This is a genomic window from Stutzerimonas sp. (assembly GCF_982611455.1).
In genome coordinates this window covers 18,605-42,563 of record NZ_CEXBBO010000019.1, presented here as the reverse complement: position 1 = coordinate 42,563, position 23,959 = coordinate 18,605, and the positions used below count along the sequence as shown (strand labels likewise).

General features: G+C 60.1%; 22 protein-coding genes. 9 read left to right on the top strand and 13 right to left on the bottom strand.

From position 1 onward, the window contains the following. The first annotated feature begins 17 nt into the window (after window positions 1-17). A complete protein-coding gene (gene nth / locus AC2LD7_RS12955; RefSeq protein ID WP_484598144.1) occupies window positions 18-656 on the top strand; it encodes an endonuclease III in 639 nt (212 codons plus the stop codon). A gap of 108 nt (window positions 657-764) precedes the next feature. Continuing rightward, on the top strand, window positions 765-944 hold the full coding sequence (locus AC2LD7_RS12950) for a PA3496 family putative envelope integrity protein (protein ID WP_484598143.1): 180 nt from the start codon (window positions 765-767) through the stop codon (window positions 942-944). A gap of 187 nt (window positions 945-1,131) precedes the next feature. On the opposite strand, the gene gloA is transcribed toward AC2LD7_RS12950, so the two are convergent. The 3 genes from gloA to AC2LD7_RS12935 form a co-directional block, all read right to left on the bottom strand. Next, window positions 1,132-1,524, bottom strand: coding sequence for a lactoylglutathione lyase (gloA, locus tag AC2LD7_RS12945; RefSeq protein WP_484598142.1), 393 nt, complete (start codon window positions 1,522-1,524; stop codon window positions 1,132-1,134). 95 nt (window positions 1,525-1,619) lie between these two features. Beyond that, window positions 1,620-2,837: an argininosuccinate synthase gene (locus AC2LD7_RS12940; RefSeq protein ID WP_484598141.1), complete on the bottom strand. Its 1,218-nt coding sequence runs from the start codon at window positions 2,835-2,837 to the stop codon at window positions 1,620-1,622. A 79-nt stretch (window positions 2,838-2,916) separates the two neighbouring features. Then, on the bottom strand, window positions 2,917-3,810 hold the full coding sequence (locus tag AC2LD7_RS12935) for a flagellar protein MotY (RefSeq protein ID WP_484598140.1): 894 nt from the start codon (window positions 3,808-3,810) through the stop codon (window positions 2,917-2,919). Window positions 3,811-4,214: 404 nt separating this feature from the next. Between AC2LD7_RS12935 and AC2LD7_RS12930 the strand changes: the two genes are divergently transcribed. The 6 genes from AC2LD7_RS12930 to rnt all read left to right on the top strand — a co-directional run bounded on the left by AC2LD7_RS12930 (window position 4,215) and on the right by rnt (window position 9,567). Next, window positions 4,215-4,820 (top strand): paraquat-inducible protein A, encoded by a 606-nt coding sequence (locus AC2LD7_RS12930; RefSeq protein WP_484598185.1) that lies wholly within the window; start codon window positions 4,215-4,217, stop codon window positions 4,818-4,820. Then, window positions 4,817-5,434, top strand: a complete 618-nt coding sequence (locus AC2LD7_RS12925; RefSeq protein ID WP_484598139.1) for a paraquat-inducible protein A — start codon at window positions 4,817-4,819, stop codon at window positions 5,432-5,434. Before AC2LD7_RS12930 ends, AC2LD7_RS12925 begins: the two co-directional genes overlap by 4 nt. Further along, complete coding sequence (locus tag AC2LD7_RS12920; RefSeq protein ID WP_484598138.1) at window positions 5,424-7,100, top strand: PqiB family protein; 1,677 nt, start codon at window positions 5,424-5,426, stop codon at window positions 7,098-7,100. Before AC2LD7_RS12925 ends, AC2LD7_RS12920 begins: the two co-directional genes overlap by 11 nt. Then, entirely contained in the window at window positions 7,097-7,708 is a 612-nt protein-coding gene (locus AC2LD7_RS12915) for a PqiC family protein (RefSeq protein WP_484598137.1), read from the top strand. Before AC2LD7_RS12920 ends, AC2LD7_RS12915 begins: the two co-directional genes overlap by 4 nt. Window positions 7,709-7,852: 144 nt before the next feature. Beyond that, window positions 7,853-8,896 (top strand): dihydroorotase, encoded by a 1,044-nt coding sequence (pyrC, locus tag AC2LD7_RS12910; protein ID WP_484598136.1) that lies wholly within the window; start codon window positions 7,853-7,855, stop codon window positions 8,894-8,896. Next, a complete protein-coding gene (rnt, locus tag AC2LD7_RS12905; protein WP_484598135.1) occupies window positions 8,893-9,567 on the top strand; it encodes a ribonuclease T in 675 nt (224 codons plus the stop codon). The genes pyrC and rnt overlap by 4 nt, the downstream gene beginning before the upstream one ends. Window positions 9,568-9,673: 106 nt before the next feature. Here the strand turns inward: rnt and AC2LD7_RS12900 are convergent, their stop codons facing one another. The 8 genes from AC2LD7_RS12900 to AC2LD7_RS12865 all read right to left on the bottom strand — a co-directional run bounded on the left by AC2LD7_RS12900 (window position 9,674) and on the right by AC2LD7_RS12865 (window position 19,885). After that, the gene (locus AC2LD7_RS12900) at window positions 9,674-12,673 is read right to left on the bottom strand and encodes an FAD-binding and (Fe-S)-binding domain-containing protein (RefSeq protein WP_484598134.1); all 3,000 of its coding nucleotides are present in this window, start codon (window positions 12,671-12,673) and stop codon (window positions 9,674-9,676) included. A 34-nt stretch (window positions 12,674-12,707) separates the two neighbouring features. Next, window positions 12,708-13,916: a pyridoxal-phosphate-dependent aminotransferase family protein gene (locus AC2LD7_RS12895; RefSeq protein WP_484598133.1), complete on the bottom strand. Its 1,209-nt coding sequence runs from the start codon at window positions 13,914-13,916 to the stop codon at window positions 12,708-12,710. A gap of 70 nt (window positions 13,917-13,986) precedes the next feature. Further along, window positions 13,987-15,174, bottom strand: a complete 1,188-nt coding sequence (locus AC2LD7_RS12890) for a CaiB/BaiF CoA transferase family protein (RefSeq protein WP_484598132.1) — start codon at window positions 15,172-15,174, stop codon at window positions 13,987-13,989. Window positions 15,175-15,207: 33 nt separating this feature from the next. Next, window positions 15,208-16,002 carry an enoyl-CoA hydratase/isomerase family protein gene (locus AC2LD7_RS12885; RefSeq protein ID WP_484598131.1) on the bottom strand — a complete coding sequence of 265 codons (795 nt, stop codon included), beginning with the start codon at window positions 16,000-16,002 and terminating at the stop codon, window positions 15,208-15,210. A 26-nt stretch (window positions 16,003-16,028) separates the two neighbouring features. Then, window positions 16,029-17,315, bottom strand: coding sequence for a TRAP transporter large permease (locus AC2LD7_RS12880; protein ID WP_484598130.1), 1,287 nt, complete (start codon window positions 17,313-17,315; stop codon window positions 16,029-16,031). A 51-nt stretch (window positions 17,316-17,366) separates the two neighbouring features. After that, window positions 17,367-17,900, bottom strand: coding sequence for a TRAP transporter small permease (locus tag AC2LD7_RS12875; RefSeq protein WP_484598129.1), 534 nt, complete (start codon window positions 17,898-17,900; stop codon window positions 17,367-17,369). Window positions 17,901-17,977: 77 nt separating this feature from the next. Then, the gene (locus AC2LD7_RS12870) at window positions 17,978-18,955 is read right to left on the bottom strand and encodes a TRAP transporter substrate-binding protein (RefSeq protein WP_484598128.1); all 978 of its coding nucleotides are present in this window, start codon (window positions 18,953-18,955) and stop codon (window positions 17,978-17,980) included. Window positions 18,956-19,423: 468 nt separating this feature from the next. Beyond that, the gene (locus AC2LD7_RS12865; protein ID WP_484598127.1) at window positions 19,424-19,885 is read right to left on the bottom strand and encodes a GlcG/HbpS family heme-binding protein; all 462 of its coding nucleotides are present in this window, start codon (window positions 19,883-19,885) and stop codon (window positions 19,424-19,426) included. A gap of 55 nt (window positions 19,886-19,940) precedes the next feature. Between AC2LD7_RS12865 and AC2LD7_RS12860 the strand changes: the two genes are divergently transcribed. Beyond that, window positions 19,941-20,789 (top strand): GntR family transcriptional regulator, encoded by an 849-nt coding sequence (locus tag AC2LD7_RS12860; RefSeq protein ID WP_484598126.1) that lies wholly within the window; start codon window positions 19,941-19,943, stop codon window positions 20,787-20,789. A gap of 255 nt (window positions 20,790-21,044) precedes the next feature. On the opposite strand, the gene thrC is transcribed toward AC2LD7_RS12860, so the two are convergent. Both thrC and AC2LD7_RS12850 read right to left on the bottom strand, forming a co-directional pair. Continuing rightward, window positions 21,045-22,454 carry a threonine synthase gene (thrC, locus tag AC2LD7_RS12855; RefSeq protein ID WP_484598125.1) on the bottom strand — a complete coding sequence of 470 codons (1,410 nt, stop codon included), beginning with the start codon at window positions 22,452-22,454 and terminating at the stop codon, window positions 21,045-21,047. An 89-nt stretch (window positions 22,455-22,543) separates the two neighbouring features. Beyond that, window positions 22,544-23,848, bottom strand: a complete 1,305-nt coding sequence (locus AC2LD7_RS12850; protein ID WP_484598124.1) for a homoserine dehydrogenase — start codon at window positions 23,846-23,848, stop codon at window positions 22,544-22,546. Window positions 23,849-23,959 lie beyond the last annotated feature (111 nt).

Genomic DNA, 23,959 nt, shown 5'->3' with positions numbered 1-23,959 from the left:
CCGAATGGATTGCTTTCATGAACGCCGCAAAACGTCGCGAAATATTCCGCCGCTTTCACGAAGACAACCCCGAGCCGAAGACCGAGCTGGCATACGGCACGCCGTTCGAGCTATTGATCGCAGTGATCCTGTCCGCCCAGGCCACCGACGTCGGCGTCAACAAGGCAACCGCCAAACTATATCCGATCGCCAACACGCCGGAAGCGATCTACGCGCTCGGTTACGATGGCCTGTGCAGCTACATCAAGACCATCGGCCTCTACCCGAGCAAGGCCAAGAACGTGCTCGAGACCTGCCGCATCCTGATCGAGAAACATGGCAGCCAGGTGCCGGACAATCGCGAAGATCTCGAAGCCCTACCAGGCGTCGGCAGAAAAACCGCCAATGTCGTACTGAATACCGCCTTTCGCCAGTTCACCATGGCCGTCGACACACACATCTTCCGGGTCGCCAACCGCACCAATATCGCGCCCGGCAAGAACGTGCTGGAGGTCGAGCGACGGCTGATCAAGTTCGTGCCGAAGGAATACCTGCTCGATGCGCATCACTGGCTGATTCTGCATGGCCGCTACGTCTGCAAGGCGCGCAAGCCGCAATGTGGAAGCTGTCGAATAGAAGACCTTTGCGAATACAAGCACAAGACCTCGGACGATTGATAAGTCAGCAGAAAACCCTATCGCCCGATTGAAAAAATCTTTTTTACGGCCTTGTCTTTTGTCGCTATAAGGTGCGCCAACAACGCGCCTTAGCCGTGGAGTAACAAAGTGTCCGAGAAAGAAGATATCCAGATTGAAGACGACTTCGTCGCCGAGGACGAAGACGATACTGCCGAGGCTCCGGTTGAAGTAGCCAAAACCAATCTGACCAAGCGGCGAATTATCGACAACCTGCTCGAAGAGCGCCGACTTCAGAGGCAACTCAACGAATTCGACTTCGATCTCTGAAGCGAAAAGCCCCGTAAACAGACCGTGTGAAAACGTAGCGAGCGAAGGTTAGGCAAGGCAAAAACAGGCAAGGAAGCGGAGTTTACGAGTTGTAAATGAGCATTCCGAGCCTGTTTTTAACGCAGCATAACCGAGCGCAGTAGTTTTCACACAGTCTGTAAACGGGGCTTTTTGTGCGCGTTCGGACTCAATCCCGACGCGACGGCGACAGCAATTCGACCTTGTACCCGTCTGGATCTTCGATGAACGCGAGGATGCTGGTGCCATGCTTCATCGGTCCCGGCTCACGGGTAATCTTGCCCCCGCGGCTGCGGATGTCCTCGCAGGCCTTGTAAACGTCCTCCACCTCCAGCGCGATATGGCCGTAGCCATCGCCCAGGTCGTACTTGTCGACGCCCCAGTTGTGGGTCAGCTCCAACACGCTGTTATGCGCTTCGTCGCCGTAGCCGACGAAGGCCAGGGTGAACTTGCCTTCGGGATAATCTTTGCGGCGCAGCAGCGTCATGCCCAGCACTTCGGTGTAAAAGGCGATGGAGCGATCCATATCGCCCACTCGCAGCATGGTATGCAGCAATCTCATGGTTGGTTCTCCTCATTCGGCAGGCTTGTGGCTGTGCAGAAAGCATAACCCCGGCTGGTGCCGGGGTTATGGTCGGGCGCGGCGCAGCAGTCGTTTTAGAACTGCGTCCGGCCCTTGTTCGCGGCAATGCGCATACGCAGTGCGTTGAGCTTGATGAAACCACCCGCATCGGCCTGATCGTAGGCACCGGCATCATCTTCAAAGGTCGCGATGTTGGCATCGAACAGCGAGTCATTGGATTTGCGTCCGGTGACGATGACGTTGCCCTTGTAGAGTTTCAGACGGACCACGCCGTTCACAGAAATCTGCGATGCATCGATCATCTGCTGCAGCATGCTGCGCTCCGGGCTCCACCAATAGCCGTTGTAGATCAGACTGGCGTACTTGGGCATCAGCTCGTCTTTCAGGTGAGCGACTTCACGATCGAGGGTGATCGACTCGATGGCGCGGTGGCCCTTGAGCATGATGGTGCCGCCGGGGGTCTCGTAGCAGCCGCGCGACTTCATGCCGACGTAGCGGTTTTCGACGATATCCAGACGACCGATACCGTTCTCGCCACCGACCTTGTTCAGGTAGGTCAGCACTTCGGCCGGGGTCATGTCCTTGCCGTCGATGGCGACGATGTCACCCTTGCGGTAGGTCAGCTCGATATAGGTCGGGGTGTCCGGTGCGGCTTCCGGCGATTTGGTCCAGCGCCACATGTCTTCTTCGTGCTCGGTCCAGGTGTCTTCCAGCACGCCGCCCTCGTAAGAGATGTGCAGCAGGTTGGCGTCCATGGAATACGGCGACTTCTTCTTGCCGTGACGCTCGATCGGAATCTCGTGCGTGGCGGCGTAATCCATCAGCTTTTCACGCGACAGCAAATCCCATTCGCGCCAGGGGGCGATGACCTTGACGCCAGGCTTGAGCGCATAGGCGCCCAGCTCGAAACGCACTTGGTCGTTGCCCTTGCCGGTGGCGCCGTGGGAGATGGCATCGGCGCCCGTCTCGTTGGCGATCTCGATCAAACGCTTGGCGATGAGCGGTCGGGCGATGGACGTACCGAGGAGGTACTCGCCTTCATAAACGGTGTTGGCACGGAACATAGGGAAAACGAAATCGCGGACGAACTCTTCGCGCAGATCATCAATGTAGATTTCCTCGACACCCATGGCCTTGGCCTTGGCGCGGGCTGGCTCGACTTCTTCGCCCTGACCGAGGTCGGCGGTGAAGGTCACAACTTCGCAGTTATAGGTGTCTTGCAGCCACTTGAGGATCACCGAGGTGTCCAGGCCACCGGAATACGCCAGGACTACCTTCTTTACGTCGGCCATTGCCATCCACTCCCGGGATTGAAGGAAAGCGGGGATTCTACTGGTCGCGACGTTTGTTTTACAGGGGCGCTTCGCGATCTCAGGATGCCGGGGTGGTGGTCTCGGCTATCGCAGCGGTACTCACCGGGGCGCGATCCAGACGCAGAGTCACTCGGCGGTTCTTGGCGCGATTGGCTTCGCCGTTGTTAGGAACCAACGGGTAGCGCTCACCATGAAAGCGCACGGTGACCTGCTCCTTCGGCACGCCATTGGCAGTCAGGTATTCTTCAACCGCCAGCGCGCGGCGGCGGGACAGATCGCGATTGGTGAGTCGGTTGCCACTGTTGTCCGAATGGCCGTCGAGCTGGATACGATTGACGCTCGGATCGGCCTTGAGAAACTGCACAATGATATCGAGCTTGGCCTGGCCCAGCGCATCGAGAGCCACATCACTGCTGGGAAAGCCGATCTGGGATTGGCGAATCTGATCGAAATTCACTGGCAGCAGCTTCGCCGTGCAGGCGCGAAACTCCTCATACGCCTTGCCGAAACGCGCGGGCAACAACCGCACCTCGAGCGCTTCGCCGCCGTGCCGCGTGTGGTGGCGCACCACCGGACTGCGCCCATCCAGCAATCCACTGAGCAGCCGCCCGGCTTGCAAATGGGAGCTGTGGAAGGGAATTTCGCCGCCACCGACCGACACCACCCCCAGGTTGATATCGCTGCGTGCCGGCTGCCAGGGCGCAGCCGCCGCCAGCAATGTCGCCGAACCACTGCCCAACCAGCGATCCGGCGACTGCAGCCGGAAAACCGCCTGCTCGCCCGCTCGCCTGACGAACTCTCCCGAACCGAAACCGGCAATCGGCTGCACCAGCCGGCATTCGAATTGATCACCTTCAACCTGCCATTCCACCCTCTCCAGACGTGTCTGGAAAGTGATGGCATTGGCTGGCGAGGCCAGCAGGCAAGCCAGGATAAGAGGGCGCAGGCGCACGATGGACTCCAAGAGCAAAGCGGTCTCATGGGCTATCGGGCCGGGCCGGGAAAACTTGAGGTTTGCGGGTCGGCGGCGAACCGCCCGACGCTCCGGCAAGCGCCGTAACTGTCATGCGTCTAGGCGTGATAGCAGCCGCTGTTTACCTTTTCGAAGCGATTTCTAACGCTGAATCGATGCTGCCGGCCAGGCAACGCAGATAGTTTTTCAACAGCCTGCTAGCATTCACCGCCGCCAGTACCGAGTAGATGCTGGCTTCGATCCGTTCATGGGCGAGCAGATGATTCTCAATCGAAAACTCTCGAGTGGATGCTTTGAATCCCAGTAGTTCATCGTCACAGCCAACAGCCGATGCAGTAGATCAGGCGTTCTCCTCCGCGCCAAGCGAGCCGGACAGGCAGCGACTGATCATCTGTGAACACTGCGACTCGGTATATCTGCGCCCTGTCCTGGCCCGCCGACAGACGGCACACTGCCTGCGCTGCGGCGCGCTGTTGGAAAGGGCTCGGCTGCTGAATGCCGATCAGTTGCTGGCGCTTACGCTGGCTGCCGCCATCCTGTTTCTATTCGCCAATGCGTTTCCGATCATGCAAATAGGCCTGCAAGGGCTCAGTAACGAGGCGACGTTGTGGGGAACCGTCGAGGCGCTGGCTCACGGGCGGATCACGCCCCTCGCGCTGGTCGCCGGCCTGAGCATCATTTTCGCGCCGGCCTTGCAGATCATCCTGCTGACCTGGGTGCTGGTGCATGCGCGCAGCGGCCAGATCGCGCCGGGTTTTCGCGCCTGCATGCGGGCGCTGGAACATCTGCGTCCCTGGAGCATGCTGGAGGTATGCCTGCTGGGCATTCTCGTCGCCATCATCAAGCTCGGCGGTATGGTCGACGTGCATCCGGGGATCGGCCTCTGGGCCATGGCCATCCTGACCATTCTGATCCTGCTGATCCTGCTGATCGCCGGTCGTGATGTGCGCGACGGTTTATGGGACGAACTGGATGTGCCGGCACGATGACGCAGCCACCCTATGCATCCGAACTGGCCCTGCAGCTTTGCCACGATTGCGGCCTGGCGTGTCGCTTGGAAGATCGCCATTGCCCGCGCTGCGAAGCCTTGCTGCACAGGCGCAAGCCCAACAGCCTGGCACGTACCTGGGCACTGCTGCTCGCCGCACTGATGCTCTATATACCGGCCAACATGTTGCCGGTGATGTACACCGACATGTTCGGCAGCGGCAGCGAAAATACCATTCTCAGCGGCGTGATTAAGTTCTGGAAAGACGGCTCCTGGGACATTGCGCTGCTGATTTTCATTGCCAGCGTCGGGGTGCCCTGCATGAAGTTCTTCGTACTCGGCATGCTGCTGATCAGCACCCAGCGCCGCAGTCGCTGGGCCATGCGCGAACGCGCTCGGCTTTACCGTTTCATCGAAACCATCGGCTACTGGTCGATGCTGGACGTACTGGTGGTCGCGCTGGTAGCGGCACTGGTGCAGTTTCGCGCGCTGAGCACCATCGAACCACGGCTGGGCATCCTGTTCTTCGGGCTGGTCGTGGTGTTGACGATGATGGCTTCGATGAGCTTCGATCCGCGATTGATCTGGGATGCAGATAAAAACGATGTCAGATAACCCTCACCACCCTGAACTCCCTGCCGGCACGCCTGAAATCAGGCAGCGGCGTGTCCGTGTCTCGCTGGTCTGGCTGGTGCCTATCGCCGCCGCATTGGTGGGCTTTTCCATGGTTGTGCAGAACTGGCTTTCCGCCGGGCCGCAGATCAGCGTGAGTTTCGAGACAGCAGAAGGGCTCGAGGCCAACAAGACTCAGGTCAAATACAAGAACGTGGTCATCGGCCAGGTCACCGCGATCGCCCTGAGCGAAGACCACACTCGGGTCATCGCCACAGTCGAGCTGGACCAGCATGCCGAGCCCTTTACCCGTGAAGACACCAAGTTCTGGGTCGTGCGTCCGCGTATCGGGGCCAGCGGCGTGTCCGGCGTCGACACACTGCTTTCCGGCGCATTCATCGGTGCGGATGCCGGTCGCGCAGAGCAAACCCGGCGCGAGTTCGTCGGCCTGGAAGCACCACCGCCGGTGACCTTCGGCGCCAAGGGCAAGCAGTTCACGTTGCGCACCGATGATCTGGGCTCGCTCGGCATTGGCTCGCCGGTGTACTTCCGTCGCCTCCAGGTTGGTCAGGTAATTTCGTTCAAGCTCGCCGACGACGGCAAGGGCATTCAGGTACAGGTGTTCGTCAACGCGCCCTACGATCAGTTCGTCACCGACGACACGCGTTTCTGGAATGCCAGCGGCATCGACGTGTCCATTGCCGCCGATGGCCTTCGCGTGAATACCGAGTCGCTCTCGGCCATCCTTGCTGGCGGCATCGCTTTTCGCGCGCCCAACTACAGCCCCGACGCCGAGCCCGCCGCGCAAGATAGCCAATTCTCGCTGTTCGCCGATGCCCGCCAGGCGATGGCACCGGCGGATGGTCCTGCGCATTATGTGCAGATGCGCTTCGACCAAACCTTGCGAGGACTGAACGTCGATGCGCCAGTAGAATTCCTCGGCGTACCGATCGGCCGTGTGGTATCGGTCAAGCTCGACTATGACGAACGGAACAAGAGCTTTCCGGTGGTCGTCGGCGCGGTGATCTTTCCCAGCCGTCTGGGTGCTGCGCACGACAAGCTGACCCAGACCCTGGGCGGCGATACCGAAGAACATACCGCTCGTCTGATGCGGATATTCGTCGAACGTGGGCTGAGGGCGCAGGCACGCACCGGCAATCTGTTGACCGGCCAGCTCTACATTTCGCTGGACTTCGACCCGCGGGCGCCAAAGGTTGCCTTCGACCCGAATGCTCGTCCAATGGCCATCCCCACCATTGCCGGCAGTTTCGACAAGTTGCAGGAACAACTGCAGGCCATGGTCGAAAAACTCAGCAAACTGCCCATCGACTCTCTGGCCGACAACCTCAACGGCAGCCTCGGGGAATTGCGACAGACCTTGAAGCAAGTCAATGGCGACGTACTCCCACAGCTCCAGCGAACCCTGGAGCAATCGGAACAGACCCTGCAGAACGCCAGCCAGGCACTCGCCGAAGATTCGCCGCAACGTCGGCAGCTGGGCGATACCCTCGACGAAGTCCAGCGTGCGGTGCGCTCGGTGCGAACCCTCTCGGATTACCTCGGGCGTCACCCGGAATCGCTGATCCGCGGCCGCAGCGGCGACGAAACACCGGGCAGCTACAAAGGCCAAGCCACTTCCCGCGAATTGAATCCGGAGCATCAGCCATGATTCTGCGCCCTTATCTGCTCATGCTCGGCAGCGCGCTGTTCCTATACGCCTGCAGCTCGACGCCGACTCGATATCACACGCTCATCGCCGCCCAGCCGCGAACGGCCGAAACGGTCGAGGCCGTCGGGTTCCAGTTACAGGTACTGCCGGTGCGCATCCCGGTACAAGCCGATCAGCCCAGCCTGGTGGTGCGTGAAAGCGACGGGCGCCTGGCCATCCTGGAAACTGCGCTCTGGGCCTCGCCGCCGGCCGATGAATTCCATGATGCACTGGCCATCGAGCTGGAACACCGCCTCGGCGTACGTGATCTGGCGGGCCTACCGGGACGCTCGAACACACCTGTGCTGAGCCTGCGCGCCGACGTGCGTCGCTTCGACTCGCTGCCCGGCCGGCATGCTGCACTGGATGTCGTCTGGAGCCTGGAGATGAGCGAGCGTGACCGGGAAAACCGGACGCTGACCTGCGCCAGCGTGATCCACGAGCAGGCCGGTATCGAGCTGGAGAGCCTGGTACTGGCCCATCAGCGCGCCATCGCCGAGCTGGCCGATACGATCGCCCGGACCGCCCGGAACTGGGCGGCGAATCCCAATGGCGATTGTCCACCGTAGCGGTCGCCACTTTTTCGCCCGCGTGCGTCTTGCCACCCTCGGATGACTAATAGCGCCAAAGGGCACCTATAGTTTCAGGGGCTGAAGCGAGCCACCGAATTTTCCGGTAGCATTTGCGCACGTTTTACCCGCCTGGAAACCTGCATGTCCGACCGACTGACTCTACTGCGCCCCGACGATTGGCATATTCATCTGCGCGACGGCGCAGCGTTGCCGCATACCGTGGCGGACGCTGCTCGCCAGTTCGCCCGCGCGATCATCATGCCGAACCTGGTCCCGCCGGTTCGCAACGCGGCCGAGGCGCAGGCTTACCGCCAGCGCATTGTTGCCGCTCGCCCGGGCGGCAACAGCTTCGAGCCGCTGATGGTGCTCTATCTCACCGATGGTACGCAGCCCGACGACATCCGCGCGGCGCAGGCCAGCGGCTATGTTCACGCAGCCAAGCTCTATCCGGCCGGTGCGACCACCAATTCGGCATCCGGCGTGACCCGCATCGACAATATTTTTCCGGTGCTGGAAACCATGGCCGAAGTCGGTCTTCCGCTACTGGTGCACGGCGAAGTGACCCGTTCGGAAATCGATATCTTCGATCGCGAGAAGTACTTCATCGACGAGCAACTGAGCCGGGTGACCGAGCGTTTCCCAACCCTCAGAGTGGTGTTCGAACACATCACCACCCGCGACGCGGTGCAGTTCGTCGAGGCATCCAGCAGCAACGTCGGCGCGACCATTACGGCCCACCACCTGCTCTACAACCGCAACCACATGTTGGTTGGCGGGATTCGCCCGCACTTCTTCTGCCTGCCGATTCTCAAGCGCAACATCCACCAGGAAGCCCTGCTCGACGCGGCGACCAGCGGCAGTCCGAAATTCTTTCTTGGCACCGACTCGGCACCACACGCCCAACACGCCAAGGAGAACGCCTGTGGCTGTGCCGGTTGCTACACCGCCTTTGCTGCGATAGAGCTCTATGCCGAGGCGTTTGAACAACGCCAGGCGCTGGACAAACTGGAAGCCTTCGCCAGCCACTTCGGTGCCGACTTCTACGGTCTGCCGCGCAATACCGAGCAGATCACTCTGGTACGCGAATCCTGGAACGTGCCGGCCAATTTGCCCTTCGGCGAGCATAACGTGGTCCCCCTGCGCGCGGGCGAAACCCTGCAATGGCGGCTGGAGACAAGCGCATGAGCGACGAGCAGTTCGACGACGAGCTCGAAGGCAATCTCCCCGGCAAGCCGCGCTCGCCCATGGCAAGACGCTTCCGTGGCTTCCTGCCGGTGGTCGTGGACGTCGAGTGCGGCGGCTTCAACTGCGCCACCGACGCGCTGCTGGAAATCGCCGCCGTGACCATCGGTATGGATGAGCAGGGCCTGCTCTATCCCCAGGAAACGCTGTTCTTCCGGGTAGAACCCTTCGCGGGAGCCAATATCGAGGCAGCGGCGCTGGAATTCACCGGCATCAAGCTGGACCACCCGCTGCGCATGGCGGTCCCCGAGTCGCAGGCGCTGAGCGAAATCATCCGCAGTGTGCGCAAGGCAGTTAAATCGGCCGGCTGCAAGCGCGCCATTCTGGTTGGACACAACAGCAGTTTCGATCTTGGCTTTCTCAACGCGGCGATCGGTCGCTGCGATATCAAGCGCAACCCTTTCCACCCCTTCTCAAGCTTTGATACGGCGACCCTCGCCGGCCTCGCCTACGGCCAGACCGTCCTGGCCAAAGCCTGCCAGGCTGCGGGTATTGATTTCGACGGGCGCGAAGCACATTCAGCGCGCTACGACACCGAGAAAACCGCCGAGCTGTTTTGCGGCATCGTCAATCGCTGGAAAGAAATGGGCGGCTGGGAAGAGTTCGACGAGTAGCTGCCGGGACACCAGCTGATCGCCCAAGCGGCAATCAGCCAGCCCCACGGCCCAACAAGCCTGCACCACTGGCGATCCTGTCATCCAGGATCGCCCGCGCCACGTATCAGGCCAACGCCTGTTCCAGCACCCTCGCCACATGCAAGGCTTCGCGCTGCGCCCCGTCATGGATCTGGTGACGACAGCTGGTACCGTCGGCGACTATCAGATCCTTGGCTTCGGCCTTACGCACCGCCGGCAGTAGCGCCAGCTCGGCCATCTGCATCGAGGCATCGTAGTGCTCGCGCTCGTAGCCGAAACTGCCGGCCATCCCGCAGCACGAGGTTTCGACGGTTCTGACCTCCAGATCCGGTATCCAGCGCAACACCTGCTCCACCGGTCGCAGCGCATCGAATGCTTTTTGATGGCAATGACCGTGCAACAGCGCGCGCGGCGCATCCAGCCCCTTGAGCTTGAGTTGTAGATTACCGACAGCCTGCTCCCTGACCAAAAACTCCTCGAACAGGAAGGACGCCTTCGACAACGCCTTGGCCTGTTCGCCATAGCCGTAACGCAGGAACTCGTCGCGCATGGTCAGCAGGCACGAGGGTTCAAGCCCGACGATGCTCACGCCACGCTCGACGAACGGCAGCAGATAGTCGAGCGTGCGCCTGGCCTCAGCCTTGGCTTTGTCGACCTGTCCCGATGCCAGGTAGGTGCGTCCGCAGCACAGCGGCCGCTCCTGGGGCTCCTGGTTGAAATGCACCCGATACCCGGCTGCCTCGAGTACGCGACAGGCGGCTCGCGCGTTCTCCGGCTCCATGTAGTTGTTGAAGGTATCGACGAACAGCAGGACTTCCCGGGTATGCGTCGAACGGCTTGCCGGAGCGGTCGCTAGGAAGTTACCCGCGAAGCGCGGCAGCGCGCGCTGCCCGGCCAACCCGAGCGTGCGCTTGAGCCATTGCGACAGCAGCGGCATGTGCTCGACGAGGCCCGTCACGCCGGCCAGATGGCGGGCATACGGCGCATAGCGTGGCATCTCCGCGACCATTCGCTCGCGTAGCGGCAGCGGATGCGTTTTTGCCCAGGCGGCGCGGGCCTCGATTTTCATCTTCGCCATGTCCACGCCAGTCGGGCATTCGCGCTTGCAACCCTTGCAGGACACACATAGGTCGAGCGCGGCCTTGACGTCCTCGCTGGCCAGCCCATCGGGACCCAGCTGGCCGGATAACGCCAGACGGAGCGTGTTGGCGCGACCACGGGTCAGGTGTTGCTCGTTGTGTGTCGCTCGGTAGCTTGGGCACATGGTGCCGGCGTCGAATTTGCGACAATGGCCGTTGTTGTTGCACATCTCCACGGCGCCGATCAGCCCCCCGGTCGGATCGGCGCCACTGCCGGGCGCGCTCTGCTTGCCGGTAAGTGGATCGCGCAGCACGTTCCATTCCGACCAGTCGAGCACCGGCATCACCGGGATCGGCTGATAGGTCTTGGGAAAGCGGAAATAGCTGTGGTCATCCATGCGCGGGGTATCGACGATCTTGCCCGGATTGAGCAGGTTATCCGGATCGAACAGCTGCTTGATCTCCTTGAACGCGGCATTGAGTTGCGGGCCGAATTGCCAGGCCACCCATTCTCCACGGCACAGGCCATCCCCGTGCTCACCGGAAAAGGCCCCCTTGTAAGCCCGCACCAGCGCGGACGCTTCTTCGGCGATGGCGCGCATCTTTTGCGCGCCATCGCGGCGCATGTCGAGGATCGGCCGTACATGCAGGGTGCCGACGCTGGCGTGGGCATACCAAGTGCCTTCGGTGCCGTGCTTGTGAAATACCTCGGTGAGCTTGGCGGTGTATTCGGCCAGGTGCTCCAGCGGCACCGCGCAATCTTCGATGAAGGACACCGGTTTGCCGTCGCCCTTCATGCTCATCATGATGTTCAGACCGGCCTTGCGTACGTTCCACAGGGCCGTCTGCTCCGCCGCCTCGGTCATCCTGACCACACTGCCGGGTAATCCGAGGTCGGCCATCAGCTCGCTCAGTCTGCCGAGCTGCTCATGCAGACCCGCGATGTCCTCGCCCGCGAATTCGACCAGCAGCAATGCCTCGGGCTGGCCGATCAGCGCCTTCTCGATCACCGGCCTGAAGGATGGGTTTTCCATCGACAAATCAATCATCGTGCGATCGACCAGTTCGACCGCCGTCGGGTCGAGCTTCACGATGTGCTGGGTCAGGTCCATCGCCTGGTAGAAGGTCGGGAAGTTCACCACCGCCAGCACTTTTTGCCGGGGCAGCGGTGCCAGCTTGAGCTTGATTCGACGGGTGACCGCGAGCGTACCCTCCGAACCGATCAGCAGATGGGCCAGGTTGACCTGGCCAGCCGCGTCGTAGGGGAGCGGATTCTGGCAGTCGAACAGATCGAGGTTGTAACCGCCCACGCGGCGCAGCACCTTTGGATAATGCTCGCGGATATTGGCATGCTCGCGCTCGGCGATACGCTGCACCTCATGGGCGATCTGCCGTACCCGATGCCCCTGGGCCAGCTCGTGGAGCAGACCGAAGCGAGCCTCGCTACCGTCCGCCAGCAACGCATCGATGCCCAAGACGTTGTGCACCATGTTGCCGTAGCGGATCGAGCGCGAGCCGCAGGAGTTGTTGCCCGCCATGCCGCCCAGGGTGCACTGGGCTGAAGTCGATACATCTACCGGGAACCACAACCCATGCGGCTTGAGCCAGCGGTTCAGCTCATCGAGCACCACCCCCGGCTCGACCACCACGGTCAGGTTTTCTGCGTCGAATTCGACGATCTGGTTCAGCCAGCGGCTGGTGTCGACCACCAGCGCATCGCCAACCGTTTGCCCGCACTGACTGGTGCCGCCACCGCGCGCCAGCAACGGGACCTTGGCATCCCGCGCGATATCCAGTGCCACTTGCAAGTCATGCTGATGGCGCGGAATCACCACGCCGACCGGCGTGATCTGGTAGATCGAAGCATCCGTCGCATAGCGGCCACGTGACGCCCGATCGAACAGCACCTCGCCGGCGATTTCGCGCTGCAACCGCGCCGCCAGCGCCGAAGCACGCTCTGACGACACTTTGCTGGCCGTTATTTTGGGTTCGGTAAACGAAGTCATCAGGACCTCCCATGTCAGCCATCAAAGGGGAATGTCAGCGCGCGTCGTCCAGCGGGTTCGCTGCGAAATAGTCCAGCGCGGCGAGTACACCGCTGCCCTTGAGCGACACGCCGGACATCTTCAGGCCGGCCTCGCAACCGCCGAGGGTGGCGATCAGGGTGAGATCGTTGCAATCACCGAGATGGCCGATGCGGAACATCTTGCCCTTCGCCTTGCCCAGCCCGGTGCCCAGCGAAAGGTCGAAGCGGCGGTAGATCAGGCTGCGAACCTCGTCGGCATCCACGCCTTCGGGCATCACCACACCGGTCAGCACCGGCGAGTAAACGCTCGGCTCCTGGCACTGCACCTCCAGGCCCCAGGCTTTGACGGCTGCGCGCACCCCGGCGGCCCAACGCTGATGGCGTGCAAAAACATGGTCGAGCCCCTCTTCCAACAGCATGTCGAGCGCCTCGTTCAGCCCGTACAGCAGGTTGGTGTTGGGGGTGTACGGCCAGTAGCCGCTGCGGTTGAGTTCAAGAATCTCATCCCAGGCCCAGAAGCTCTTCGGCAGCTGCGCGCTGCGGCTGGCCTCGATCGCCTTCTCCGATACCGCATTGAAGCTGATGCCCGGCGGCAGCATCAGCCCCTTCTGCGAACCGGAGATGGTGACGTCCACGCCCCAGGCATCGTGCTGGTAATCGGCGCAGGCCAGGCCGGAAATGGTGTCCACCATCAGCAGCGCTGGGTGCTTGGCCGCATCGATGGCACGACGCACCGACGCAATGTCACTGGTCACGCCGGTGGACGTTTCGTTGTGCACCACGCAGACAGCTTTGATGATGTGGCTGCTGTCCTCCTTCAGGCGCCGCTCGATCATGTCGGCCTGCACACCACGACGCCAACCTTCGTAACCCGGCAGCCCGATGAATTCAGGCTCGAGCCCCAGGCGTCGGGCCATCTTTTCCCACAGGGTGGAAAAATGCCCGGTTTCGAACATCAGTACCCGATCGCCCGCTGACAGCGTATTCATCAGGGCCGCTTCCCACGCCCCGGTACCGGACGCCGGATAGATCACCACCGGTTGCTGCGTCTTGAACACGCGACGGATTTTGCCCAGCAGTTCGCGGCCCAACGCACCGAACTCGGGGCCACGATGATCGATGGTGGGCAAGCTCATGGCACGCAGAATCCGGTCCGGAACAGGCGAAGGACCTGGGATTTGCAGGAAATGACGTCCGGACGGGTGAAAGTTGAGTTTCAACATGGCGGTTCTCCAAATCTTGTTCTTGTATTTTGAGTTTTGAATTCACAACAAATTAAAGCTCAGACGTCTTTCAGCGGATGCAACCCTCGCTTCGCAGACTGCCGATGTCCTCATCGCTCATGCCAATCCCGTGCAGAACCTCGTCGGTGTGCTCGGCGAACAACGGAGCTGGTCGACGGATCTCCAGGGGCGTTCGGGAAAACTTGGTGGGAAAGCCGATCGTTTTCATCTCGCCGATCACCGGGTGGTTGACTTGCTGGACCATGCCGCGTGCCAGGTAGTGTTCGTCGTGCATGGCCTGGGCGAAATCGTTGATCGGCCCTGCCGGCACCCCGGCCGTGTCACACAGGTCGAGCCAGTGCTTCATGGGCTGCTGGGACAGAATTCCTTCGAGAAGGTCTTCGAGCACCTCGACATTGCGGGCTCGGTCGCTATTGGTGACGAAACGCTCGTCGCCGAGCAAATCCTCGCGCGCGATCACGTCGCGGCAGAGGCGCTCCCAGGTTCGCTGATTGGCGCAGCCGAGCATCAAGTAGCCGTCCTGAGTTCTGACGGCCTGATACGGCGCCGAAATGCGGTGACGCGATCCGGTAGGCTGCGGCACGGTACCGTTGGCGAAATACGCCGCTGCCTCCCAGGCGAACCAAGGCAGCCCGCACTCGGTGATGGCAATGTCGATGTGCTGCCCTTCCCCGGTGTTCTGCTTGTGGATATAGGCGGCGAGAATCGAATAGATCGCGGTAAGGCCAGCCCCGATATCGTAAACCGCTATGCCGGTCTTCAACGGACGCTTGCCGGGCTCGCCGGTCATCGACATCAGACCGCTCATACCCTGAGCGACTAGATCGAAACCGCCTTTGTTGCTGTAGGGACCGGTTTGGCCATATCCGGAAATTGAGCAGTAGATAATCCCTGGATTGATTGCACGGATCGTCTCGTAGTCGATCTCCAACGATTGGGTCACGCCAGGCCGGTAATTCTCGACGATGACGTCGGCGTCAGCGGCCAGCCGATAGAAAATATCCCTGGCCCGTTGGTCCTTCAGATTCAGCGAGATGCTCTTCTTGTTTCGGTTGATCTGAAAAAAACAGGTGGATTCGCCGTTTACATAGGGGCCCATTTGCCGGCTGTCATCACCGCCATTGGACTTCTCCACCTTGATCACCTCGGCTCCGAGATCGCCCAGCACCATGGTGCAATAAGGGCCCGCCATGATTTGCGAGATATCCAGAATTTTCACGTTGCTTAGCGGAAGCATGCTTGGCTCTCCAAAACTGGGACCGGCGAGACGTTACTCACCGGTCCATTCGAACGGGGTCTTGCTGACGAACTTGCCGACGGCGGCCTTGAAGTCGCGGCTGCCGTAGCAGGTTCGTATCCAGTCATCGCTGGCGTCTGCCGGAGTGCGCCGATGCGCCAGTACTCGGTTGATGGTCTCCTTGGTCGCTTGCACGGTCAGCGGTGCGCGACCGGCAAACGCCTGCGCCTTGCGAGCGACCTCCGCACTGATGACGTCGGGCTCGAACACCTCGCTGACCAAGCCGGCCGCTAGCGCCTCCGGTGCCTCGATCAGTTTGGCTGCCATCAGCACTTCCTTCGTCCGCGGTACGCCGAGCAGATCCATGAGGCGTGAAACATTCGTCACCGAGAGGCAGTTGCCAAGCGTCTCGGCGATCGGCACGCCAAACTTCAGCGAGGGCGTGCAATAGCGGAAGTCGCAGGCCAGCGCGATGGCCGCGCCGCCGCCGACACAGAATCCCTCAAGCATGGCGATGGTCGGCTTGCGCAGGTTTTCCAGTCCTGCGATCACGCTGTCGATCCGACGCTCATAGTTCACGCCCGCTTCACCACCTTCGAAATCTGCGAACTGCTTGATATCGGTGCCGGCGACGAAAGCCTTACCGCCACATCCATGAAACACCACGGCGATGATTTCGGGGTCCGCCTCCAATTCCCGGCACAAACGCTCCAGTGCGTCGTACATGGTCCAAGTCATCGCGTTGCGACTCTCCGGCCGGTTGAAGCCGATCCAGGCGACGCCCTGATCGATGCGACAGTCGACCTGCCCCTGAGACATATCACTCATCTTCGTCTCCTCTAGCTCGATGCCGCTCACGCGCCGTAAACGAAATTCACCAGAGCCATGGCAATGGCCGGGATGTAGGTGTTGATCAGCAGAATCGCGAAGAGCACCCCGAGGAACCACAGATTGGTACGGGAGGTGGCCCAAATATCGGACTTGGCGATCGAGCAGGACGCGATCAGCACACTGGCGACCGGTGGAGTTTGCTGGCCGATGGCCAGGTTGAGCGTGACAATCAGACCGAAGTGAATTGGATCGATACCCACCGCAAGCACCAGCGGCAAAACGATCGGGACCACCAGAATGATCGCGGCTGCCGAATGCAGGAAGACGCCGAGAATCAGGAAGACGATGTTAAGCAGCGCCAGGATCACGTACTTGTTGCTAGTCCACTCGCTGATGGAGCTGGCGAGTTGCTGCGGCAGCTGCGTTTCAGTCAGGTAGAGGCCCACCACCGCGGAACTCGCCACCAGCAGCATCACCACAGCGGTTTGCACGCCGGCATCGAGGCAAGCTTTGTAAAAGGTTCGTAGGGTGAACTCGCGATAAACGAAGGCACTGATGAAGATCGCCACCACCACTGCCAACGCCGCTCCCTCAGTTGCAGTGACGACCCCGCCGAATATTCCACCGAGGATGATGACTGGAATCGACAGCGCCCAGATTGCCCCCTTGAACGCCTCCCACAACCGCTTGGTCTGGAAGGCCCCTTCGGATGGAAAGTTGTTCTTCCTGGCCAGGTAATAGCACATGCCCGCCAGCCCCATGGCACCGAGCAAGCCTGGGAAGATGCCGGCGACGAACATCTTCACTACCGACTCTCCAGACATCACGGCGTAAAGGATCATCGGAATCGATGGCGGCAAGATGATCGCCAGGCTGGCCGCCGAGGATGACAATGCCGCCGCGAATTCCTTGGAGTACCCTTTCTGGGTCATCGCCGGAATCATGATGCTGCCGATAGCCGATACGCCCGCTACCGCCGAACCGGAAATCTCTGCGAAGAAGATCGAGGCGCCGATGGTCACCATCGACAACCCACCCTTGATGAACCCGAGCATCGCCGAGGCCAAATCGATCAGACGCCGCGAGATGCTCGAGGCATTCATGATTGCGCCAGCGAGAATGAAAAGTGGGATGGCAATTAGAGGGAAGCTGGTGGTGCCGTCGTACATCACCATCCCGATGTTGGGAAGAGCCAGCGCACCGTAGCTGGAGAAGATTGCAACCGCACCGACGATGCCCAGCGATATGGCGACTGGGACATTGATCAGGATGAGGAAGATCAGACCCAGAAACATGTAGAGGATTATCATCTTGTTATTCTCCCAAGCGCCTTAGCAGGCGCTCGCTCTGAACTGTCCCAGTCATGCCTTCACCGGCTTGACGCCTACTTCTTCCAACTCGTGATCGACGAATCCATCGCCTTTCGCGCTCTTGATCACTTCAGGCAATCGCAAGATCTCGGCGATGATGAAAAGTACCGATCCAATCGGCAGCACTGATTGCGTCAACTGCAGCGAGACGTTGGTGAGACTGACCAGTGAGGAGCCTTCCAGGATGAGCACGACCTGCATGCCGGTATAGGCCAGCAGCACGAAGAAGCTGATCGTGATCGCCTCAGCGAGCAGAGCGATTGGCAAGCGCAGCGTTGGAGAGAAATAATTGATTACGCTAGGGCAACCGATGTGGGCGCCCTTCGCCGCGGCCAACGCCGCGCCGTAGTAGGTGAGCCAAGCTAGACCGACAGAGGCCACCTCGTCGTACCAGCTGAACGGCGAGCCGGCCAGCCGCGATGCGAAGCCGATTGTAACGACCAACGTCAATGCGATTACGTTGGCAACCACGATGATTTCCAGAAGTTTGGAAAAACCCTTTCTGAAAGCGGTGAAGGAATCCATCAGCTCTCTCCGGTCTGCCTGAAGCACCGCGGTGCTCAGGCGTTAATCAGAATGCGATCGTGCAGACGCGAAGTCGGTTACATCTGGCGAAGCTGTTCGACCTCGTCGAGCATTTCCTGGCCACCTTCGACTTCCTTGGCGAACTTCGCGTAGATGGCCTTGGAGCCGTCGATGAAGGCCTGCTGATCGACCTTGTTCACCTCCATGCCTGCCTCCTCCATTTTCTTGACGAGGCTTTCATCGAGCATTTCCCCTTGTTCAAGCGCATAGGCTTCGGCTTCCACAGCAGCGTCGCTCAGGACCTTCCTCACGTCCTCGGGAAAACGCTTCCAACTGGCGCCAGCGAGAACGAACGCAGGGGTGTAGACGTGATTGGAAAGGGAAAGGTATTTCTGCACTTCATGGAAACGCTGGGAATAAATCTGCACCAGCGGATTTTCCTGACCATCCATGGCACCGGTCTGCAGCGCCACAAAGGCTTCGGAGAGCGCCATCGGAGCCGGGTTGGCGCCGTAGCTCTTGAACATCTCGACACGCCATATGCCGTTGGGCGTGCGCAGCTTGAGCCCTTTGAGATCCTCCGGTACGACGATCGGCCGAGAGTTGTTGGTGATTTGCCGGAAGCCGTTTTCCCACACCCCGATGATCCGGTAGCCCTTGTCTTCGGCGGTCTTGTACATCACGTCACGCACCAGCTCGTCGCGAACTCGCTTCATATGTTCCCGATCGGTGATCAGGTACGGCATCTCGAATAGCGAAAACTCCGGCGCCACGCTACTCATCACCGTCGACGGCAAGGCCAGGTCGAGCGAGCCCAGCTTGAGCTTGTTGAGCATCTGGGAGTCGCTGCCCAATTGGCTGGAGCCGTAGGTCACGACCTTGGCTTTGCCCTTGAGCTTTTCGTTAACGGTCTCGGCGAATTTATTGGCGGTGATTTCGAACAAAGATCCCGGTCCGCCGACATGGCCGAACTTGATCTGGAGTTCGGCCGCCTGGGCTGTGGTCGTGGCTAGACCGAACAGGGATGCGATCAAGGCTGTTTTCAATATTTTCATGCTGACCTCCACTCTTGTTTTTATCGAGGCGTACCGCAAAGACCATCCTTACAGTCGAGGAATAACCCGTCCCCACTGCAACGCCGGTAGCGGCTGAACCGGCAATCGCGCCGGGAAACGAAAAATGAATTCATTATTCATAACCCGATCCAGACCTTAGACCAGCTTTTTGCGGTACGCCAGGAATGAGGCAAGAAAAATCGCCACCGTCTGTCCCTTTCGCCGGACAAGGCGAAGCGCAGGCCGACGCAGGAGCAGCGCTCCGTCGTCAGTCCTGGCTACCTTGGTTCAGAAAAGGTTTGGCGGGTTATCCGGCACAGCCGTTGGGAAAGTGGCAGCCGCGATGAATGAGCGTCGATGCGAGGCGCTGGTGCTAATCGTCAGCCGAAAAGCGATCGTACCCATGGCGAGCAGATCGATGCGAGGCGATCTGCCAGTGCCGATCGCCAATCCCACTGAAGGCGGGCGTCAGGCCGGAACGATACCGGCCCGGAACCCTGCCGCTTCTATTCCCAGAATGGCCACTTGCTCGTCCTCGTCCGAGGACGCACCGCTGGCTCCCACGGCACCGATCACTTCGTCATTGTTCGAGAGAATCAACACTCCGCCCGGTACGGGCACGAAGTGCCCGTCGGAAGCCGCCGCCACCGAGGCTAGAAAAGCAGGACGTGATTCGTTTCGCTCGCCGACCGTACGGCTGGATATACCGTTGCCCAGTGCCGCAAAGGCTTTGCCTCTGGCGACCGGAAAGCGCAAGGGTGCACAGCCATCTTCGCGTTCGGCCGCGATGAGGTTGCCGCCGGCATCCATGACGAATAGGGTGAGCGGTTCCATATCCTTGGCTCTTGCCTCGGCGAACGCGGCATCGATAATTCGCCGGGCTTGTGCCCGTGATATGACTACGTTCGAACGATATACCTTGCCAGCCATGTTATTTCCTCTGAGGGCCCGGTGCAGAGCCAGGCGAACTGATCAGGCCCGTGCATTGCAGGGCAACAGCGCGGAGCCAGGCTTTGGCGTGGCGCATATGCGCCTACCTTTGTTACTCCCTTTTAGCGTATGTCGCACTTTTGACCTATTTTGTATTCTTAATTCAAACGCTAGCAGACCTTTCACTGATATCAACAGCGGACGTGATTCAGCTATCGGTGTGCCTCATCAGGAATACGCCCCCTTGGAAAAAATTCAGCACAAGATCCTGTATCAGGAAGCCGCAAACCGAATCCGTGAGTTGATCGAGCACGGCTCGCTGGTCGCAGGTGAAAAAATTTCCGAGAAGCAGCTTTGCGAGACGTTCGGCATTTCCAGAACGCCGCTTCGCGAGGCGCTGAAGGTTTTGACTTCAGAAGGACTAGTGGAAATTCTGCCGAATCGGGGAGCACGCGTAAGCCGCTTGTCTCTAAGCGACGTGAAACACACCTACGATGTCATGGCGGCCCTGGAAGGGCTGGCCGGCGAAGCCGCCTGCTATCGTCTGAACGACGAAGAGTTGGCAGCCCTTTGCGAGCTTCACCAGAAAATGGTCGATTACTACGAGCGCAAGGACCTGCAGGCTTATTTCCAAGCCAACCAGCAAATACATGAAAGGATTCTGCTGGCTTCCGGGAACCCGATCCTGCTGGAGATGTACAACAACCTCAGCCAGCGAGTGAAAAGAATTCGCTACACGATGGAAATGAACGAAGACTTTTGGCGCAAGGCGGTGAACGACCACGAGGAAATGATCGATGCATTGCGGGATCGTGACGGCAAGCGCTTGGGCAATATTCTCAGAGGCCACCTCAGCCACAAGCTCGAAGCGGTCAATCTTGAGGGAGTAATTGTCGTGGGTTGATGGCCTGTGGAGCTGCCGGCTCGATAGCGCTGTAAGACCGATGGCGGACCCTTGAGCAAGGAACGCGCGAACTTAGCGCCTTTGAATACTCTGCCAGTTCCCCGCTGCTCCGCTGAAAGCGGTTGGCCACGTCGAGCAAGGTAAGCAACGACGCTCCGGTGAAGCACAGCGTTTAGCTCGACAAAAGCTGACCGACTTGCGCTTGGTCCCGTCACGGAAACCAAGCGCTTCCATCGGATGAATTAGCGAGTCAAATCACAGCGGCTTGCCGCGATTGCCGTGCTCGCCGACAAAGGCCTGCATCGTCTTGAGATCATTGGCCAGCACCGTGCAGCGCTCCGGTCGCTCGAACAGGTCGGCGAGGTGGGTCGGAAGCTCAAGCGCCTTACCAACACCAGCCTTCTCGACCGCCTCGGGGAATTTCACCGGATGGGCAGTGGCCAGCGTCACCATGGGTGTCGACAGGCTGCGACGGCATTCACGTGCGGCATAAACGCCGATCGCAGTGTGCGGATCAAGTAGCTCACCGGTGCTGGTGAATACTTCGGCAATGGTCTTGCAGGTCTGTTCGTCATCCACGGCCAGCGAATCGAACAGCTTGCGTGCCTCTGTCCAGCGCTCCTCTTCCACCGACAGTTTGCCACTGGACTTGAAGGTGTTCATCAGCTCGGCCACGGCGGCGCCGTTACGCCCGTGCAGATCGAACAGCAGGCGCTCGAAGTTCGACGACACCATGATATCCATGGAGGGTGACAGCGAAGGATGCAGAGTGTCCTTGTCGTAGCGGTTGCCACTCATGAAACGATGCAGAATGTCGTTGCGGTTGGTCGCGACCACCAGTTGGCTGATCGGCAGGCCCATGTTGCGCGCCAGGTAGCCGGCGAAGATGTCGCCGAAGTTACCGGTCGGCACGGAGAACGCCACCGAACGCGCCGGACCGCCCAACTGTAGCGCGGCGTGGAAGTAGTAGACGATCTGGGCCATGATCCGCGCCCAGTTGATCGAGTTCACTGCCACCAGACGAGTTCCCTTGAGGAAGCCCTGATCGGCAAAGCTGTCCTTGACCATTTCCTGGCAGTCATCGAAGTTGCCTTCGATGGCGATGTTGTGGATGTTGTCACCGTAAATGGTCGTCATCTGCCGGCGCTGCACTTCCGATACGCGGTTGTGCGGATGCAGGATGAAGATGTCGACGTTGTCGCAACGACGGCAGCCTTCGATCGCCGCCGAGCCGGTATCCCCAGAGGTCGCACCGATGATCACCACGCGCTCGCCACGCTTGGCCAGCACGTAGTCAAGCAAGCGGCCGAGCAGTTGCAGGGCGAAATCTTTGAACGCCAGGGTTGGGCCGTGAAATAGCTCCAGGACCCATTCGTTGCCGTTCAGCTGACGCAGGGGAGCGACCGCGCCATGTGCGAAGACGCCGTAGGTTTCTTCGAGAATCTGCTTGAAATCGGCATCTGGAATGCTGCCGGAAACGAACGGGCGCATAACCTTGAAGGCCAGCTCGTGGTACGGCAGACCCGACCAGGAGGCAATTTCCTCGACAGTGAAGCGCGGCAGGTTTTCCGGTACGTAGAGGCCACCGTCGCTGGCCAGTCCGGCGAGCAGCACGTCTTCGAAATTCAGGGCGGGCGCCTGGCCACGGGTACTGATGTAGCGCATTTTTTCAAACCTTCGGTTCGAGCCTGAAGCCTGAAGCCTGAAACCTGAGCGATCCACTCTGGCTTCCAGTTCCCAGCTTCCAACTCCAGTTAATTCAGCTGTTCCACACGAATCCGCACGACGTCGCCACTGACCCCTTCGAGCTGCTCGAGGGCCGAGATGGCGTCGTCGATGCGCTTTTCCAAAACCCGGTGAGTGACCAGGATCATCGGCACCAGGCCGTCATGCTCCTCGGCTTCCTTCTGCATGATCGACTCGATGTTGATCCCGCGCTCGGACAAGATGGTCGCGACCTGGGCCAGAACACCAGGATGATCCTTGGCCTGAATGCGCAGGTAATAGGCGCTTTCGCAGGCGCCGATCGGCAGGATCGGGTGGGCCGAAAGCGAGTCGGGTTGGAACGCCAGATGCGGGACGCGATTGTTCGGGTCAGTGGTCAGCGCGCGGGCCACGTCGACAAGATCGGCGACAACTGCCGATGCCGTCGGCTCCATGCCGGCACCCGCGCCATAATAGAGCGTCGAACCAACCGCATCACCGTTGACCATTACGGCATTCATCACGCCGTTAACGTTGGCAATCAGACGATCGGCCGGGATTAGCGTCGGGTGCACACGCAACTCGATACCCGAAGCCGTGCTGCGTGCGACTCCCAAATGCTTGATGCGATAACCCAGCGCCTCGGCATAAGTTACGTCAGCCGTGGTCAAGCGGGAGATACCTTCGGTATAGGCTTTTTCGAACTGCAAAGGCACGCCAAAGGCAATGGACGCAAGAATCGTCAGCTTGTGCGCAGCGTCGATTCCCTCGACGTCGAAGGTCGGATCGGCCTCGGCGTAACCCAGCTCCTGCGCCTCCTGGAGTACATCTTCGAAGGTGCGGCCCTTCTCGCGCATCTCGGTGAGGATGAAATTGCCGGTACCGTTGATGATACCCGCTAGCCAGTTGATCTGATTACCCGCCAAGCCTTCACGAATCGCCTTGATCACCGGGATTCCGCCAGCAACCGAGGCTTCGAACGCGACGATGACGCCTTTCTCACGAGCCCTGGCGAAAATTTCGTTGCCATGCACCGCGATCAACGCCTTGTTCGCGGTAACCACGTGCTTGCCGTTTTCGATCGCCTTGAGAACCAACTCACGGGCCAGGGTATAACCGCCGATCAGCTCGACGACGATATCGATTTCGGGGTTGTTTGCGACGTCGAAGATATCAGCGGTAATCGGGGTGTCACCGGTATCGCACCTGGGGTTCGGATGGCGTGCAGCAATCTGCGCAACCTCGATTCCACGCCCGGCACGGCGGGCTATTTCCGCAGCGTTGCGCTCGAGCACATTGAAGGTACCGCTACCGACGGTTCCCAGCCCACAGATGCCAACTTTGACCGGTTTCAAGCTGCACTCCCCATTACCAACGAACGGCCGAGTACAGCGGCCGAACAAAAGAGTCGCACATTACGAAGCGCGCGGGGTTTAGTCAAATCGGTGGAGATGATGACGCGACCC

Bases quoted from the DNA above. Each gene is read 5' to 3' on its own strand.
- nth (WP_484598144.1), top strand. From the start codon at position 18: ATGAACGCCGCAAAACGTCGCGAAATATTCCGCCGCTTTCACGAAGAC.
- gloA (WP_484598142.1), bottom strand. From the start codon at position 1,524: ATGAGATTGCTGCATACCATGCTGCGAGTGGGCGATATGGATCGCTCC.
- AC2LD7_RS12940 (WP_484598141.1), bottom strand. From the start codon at position 2,837: ATGGCCGACGTAAAGAAGGTAGTCCTGGCGTATTCCGGTGGCCTGGAC.
- AC2LD7_RS12925 (WP_484598139.1), top strand. From the start codon at position 4,817: ATGACGCAGCCACCCTATGCATCCGAACTGGCCCTGCAGCTTTGCCAC.
- AC2LD7_RS12920 (WP_484598138.1), top strand. From the start codon at position 5,424: ATGTCAGATAACCCTCACCACCCTGAACTCCCTGCCGGCACGCCTGAA.
- AC2LD7_RS12915 (WP_484598137.1), top strand. From the start codon at position 7,097: ATGATTCTGCGCCCTTATCTGCTCATGCTCGGCAGCGCGCTGTTCCTA.
- pyrC (WP_484598136.1), top strand. From the start codon at position 7,853: ATGTCCGACCGACTGACTCTACTGCGCCCCGACGATTGGCATATTCAT.
- rnt (WP_484598135.1), top strand. From the start codon at position 8,893: ATGAGCGACGAGCAGTTCGACGACGAGCTCGAAGGCAATCTCCCCGGC.
- AC2LD7_RS12900 (WP_484598134.1), bottom strand. From the start codon at position 12,673: ATGACTTCGTTTACCGAACCCAAAATAACGGCCAGCAAAGTGTCGTCA.
- AC2LD7_RS12895 (WP_484598133.1), bottom strand. From the start codon at position 13,916: ATGTTGAAACTCAACTTTCACCCGTCCGGACGTCATTTCCTGCAAATC.
- AC2LD7_RS12890 (WP_484598132.1), bottom strand. From the start codon at position 15,174: ATGCTTCCGCTAAGCAACGTGAAAATTCTGGATATCTCGCAAATCATG.
- AC2LD7_RS12885 (WP_484598131.1), bottom strand. From the start codon at position 16,002: ATGAGTGATATGTCTCAGGGGCAGGTCGACTGTCGCATCGATCAGGGC.
- AC2LD7_RS12880 (WP_484598130.1), bottom strand. From the start codon at position 17,315: ATGATAATCCTCTACATGTTTCTGGGTCTGATCTTCCTCATCCTGATC.
- AC2LD7_RS12875 (WP_484598129.1), bottom strand. From the start codon at position 17,900: ATGGATTCCTTCACCGCTTTCAGAAAGGGTTTTTCCAAACTTCTGGAA.
- AC2LD7_RS12870 (WP_484598128.1), bottom strand. From the start codon at position 18,955: ATGAAAATATTGAAAACAGCCTTGATCGCATCCCTGTTCGGTCTAGCC.
- AC2LD7_RS12865 (WP_484598127.1), bottom strand. From the start codon at position 19,885: ATGGCTGGCAAGGTATATCGTTCGAACGTAGTCATATCACGGGCACAA.
- thrC (WP_484598125.1), bottom strand. From the start codon at position 22,454: ATGCGCTACATCAGTACCCGTGGCCAGGCGCCCGCCCTGAATTTCGAA.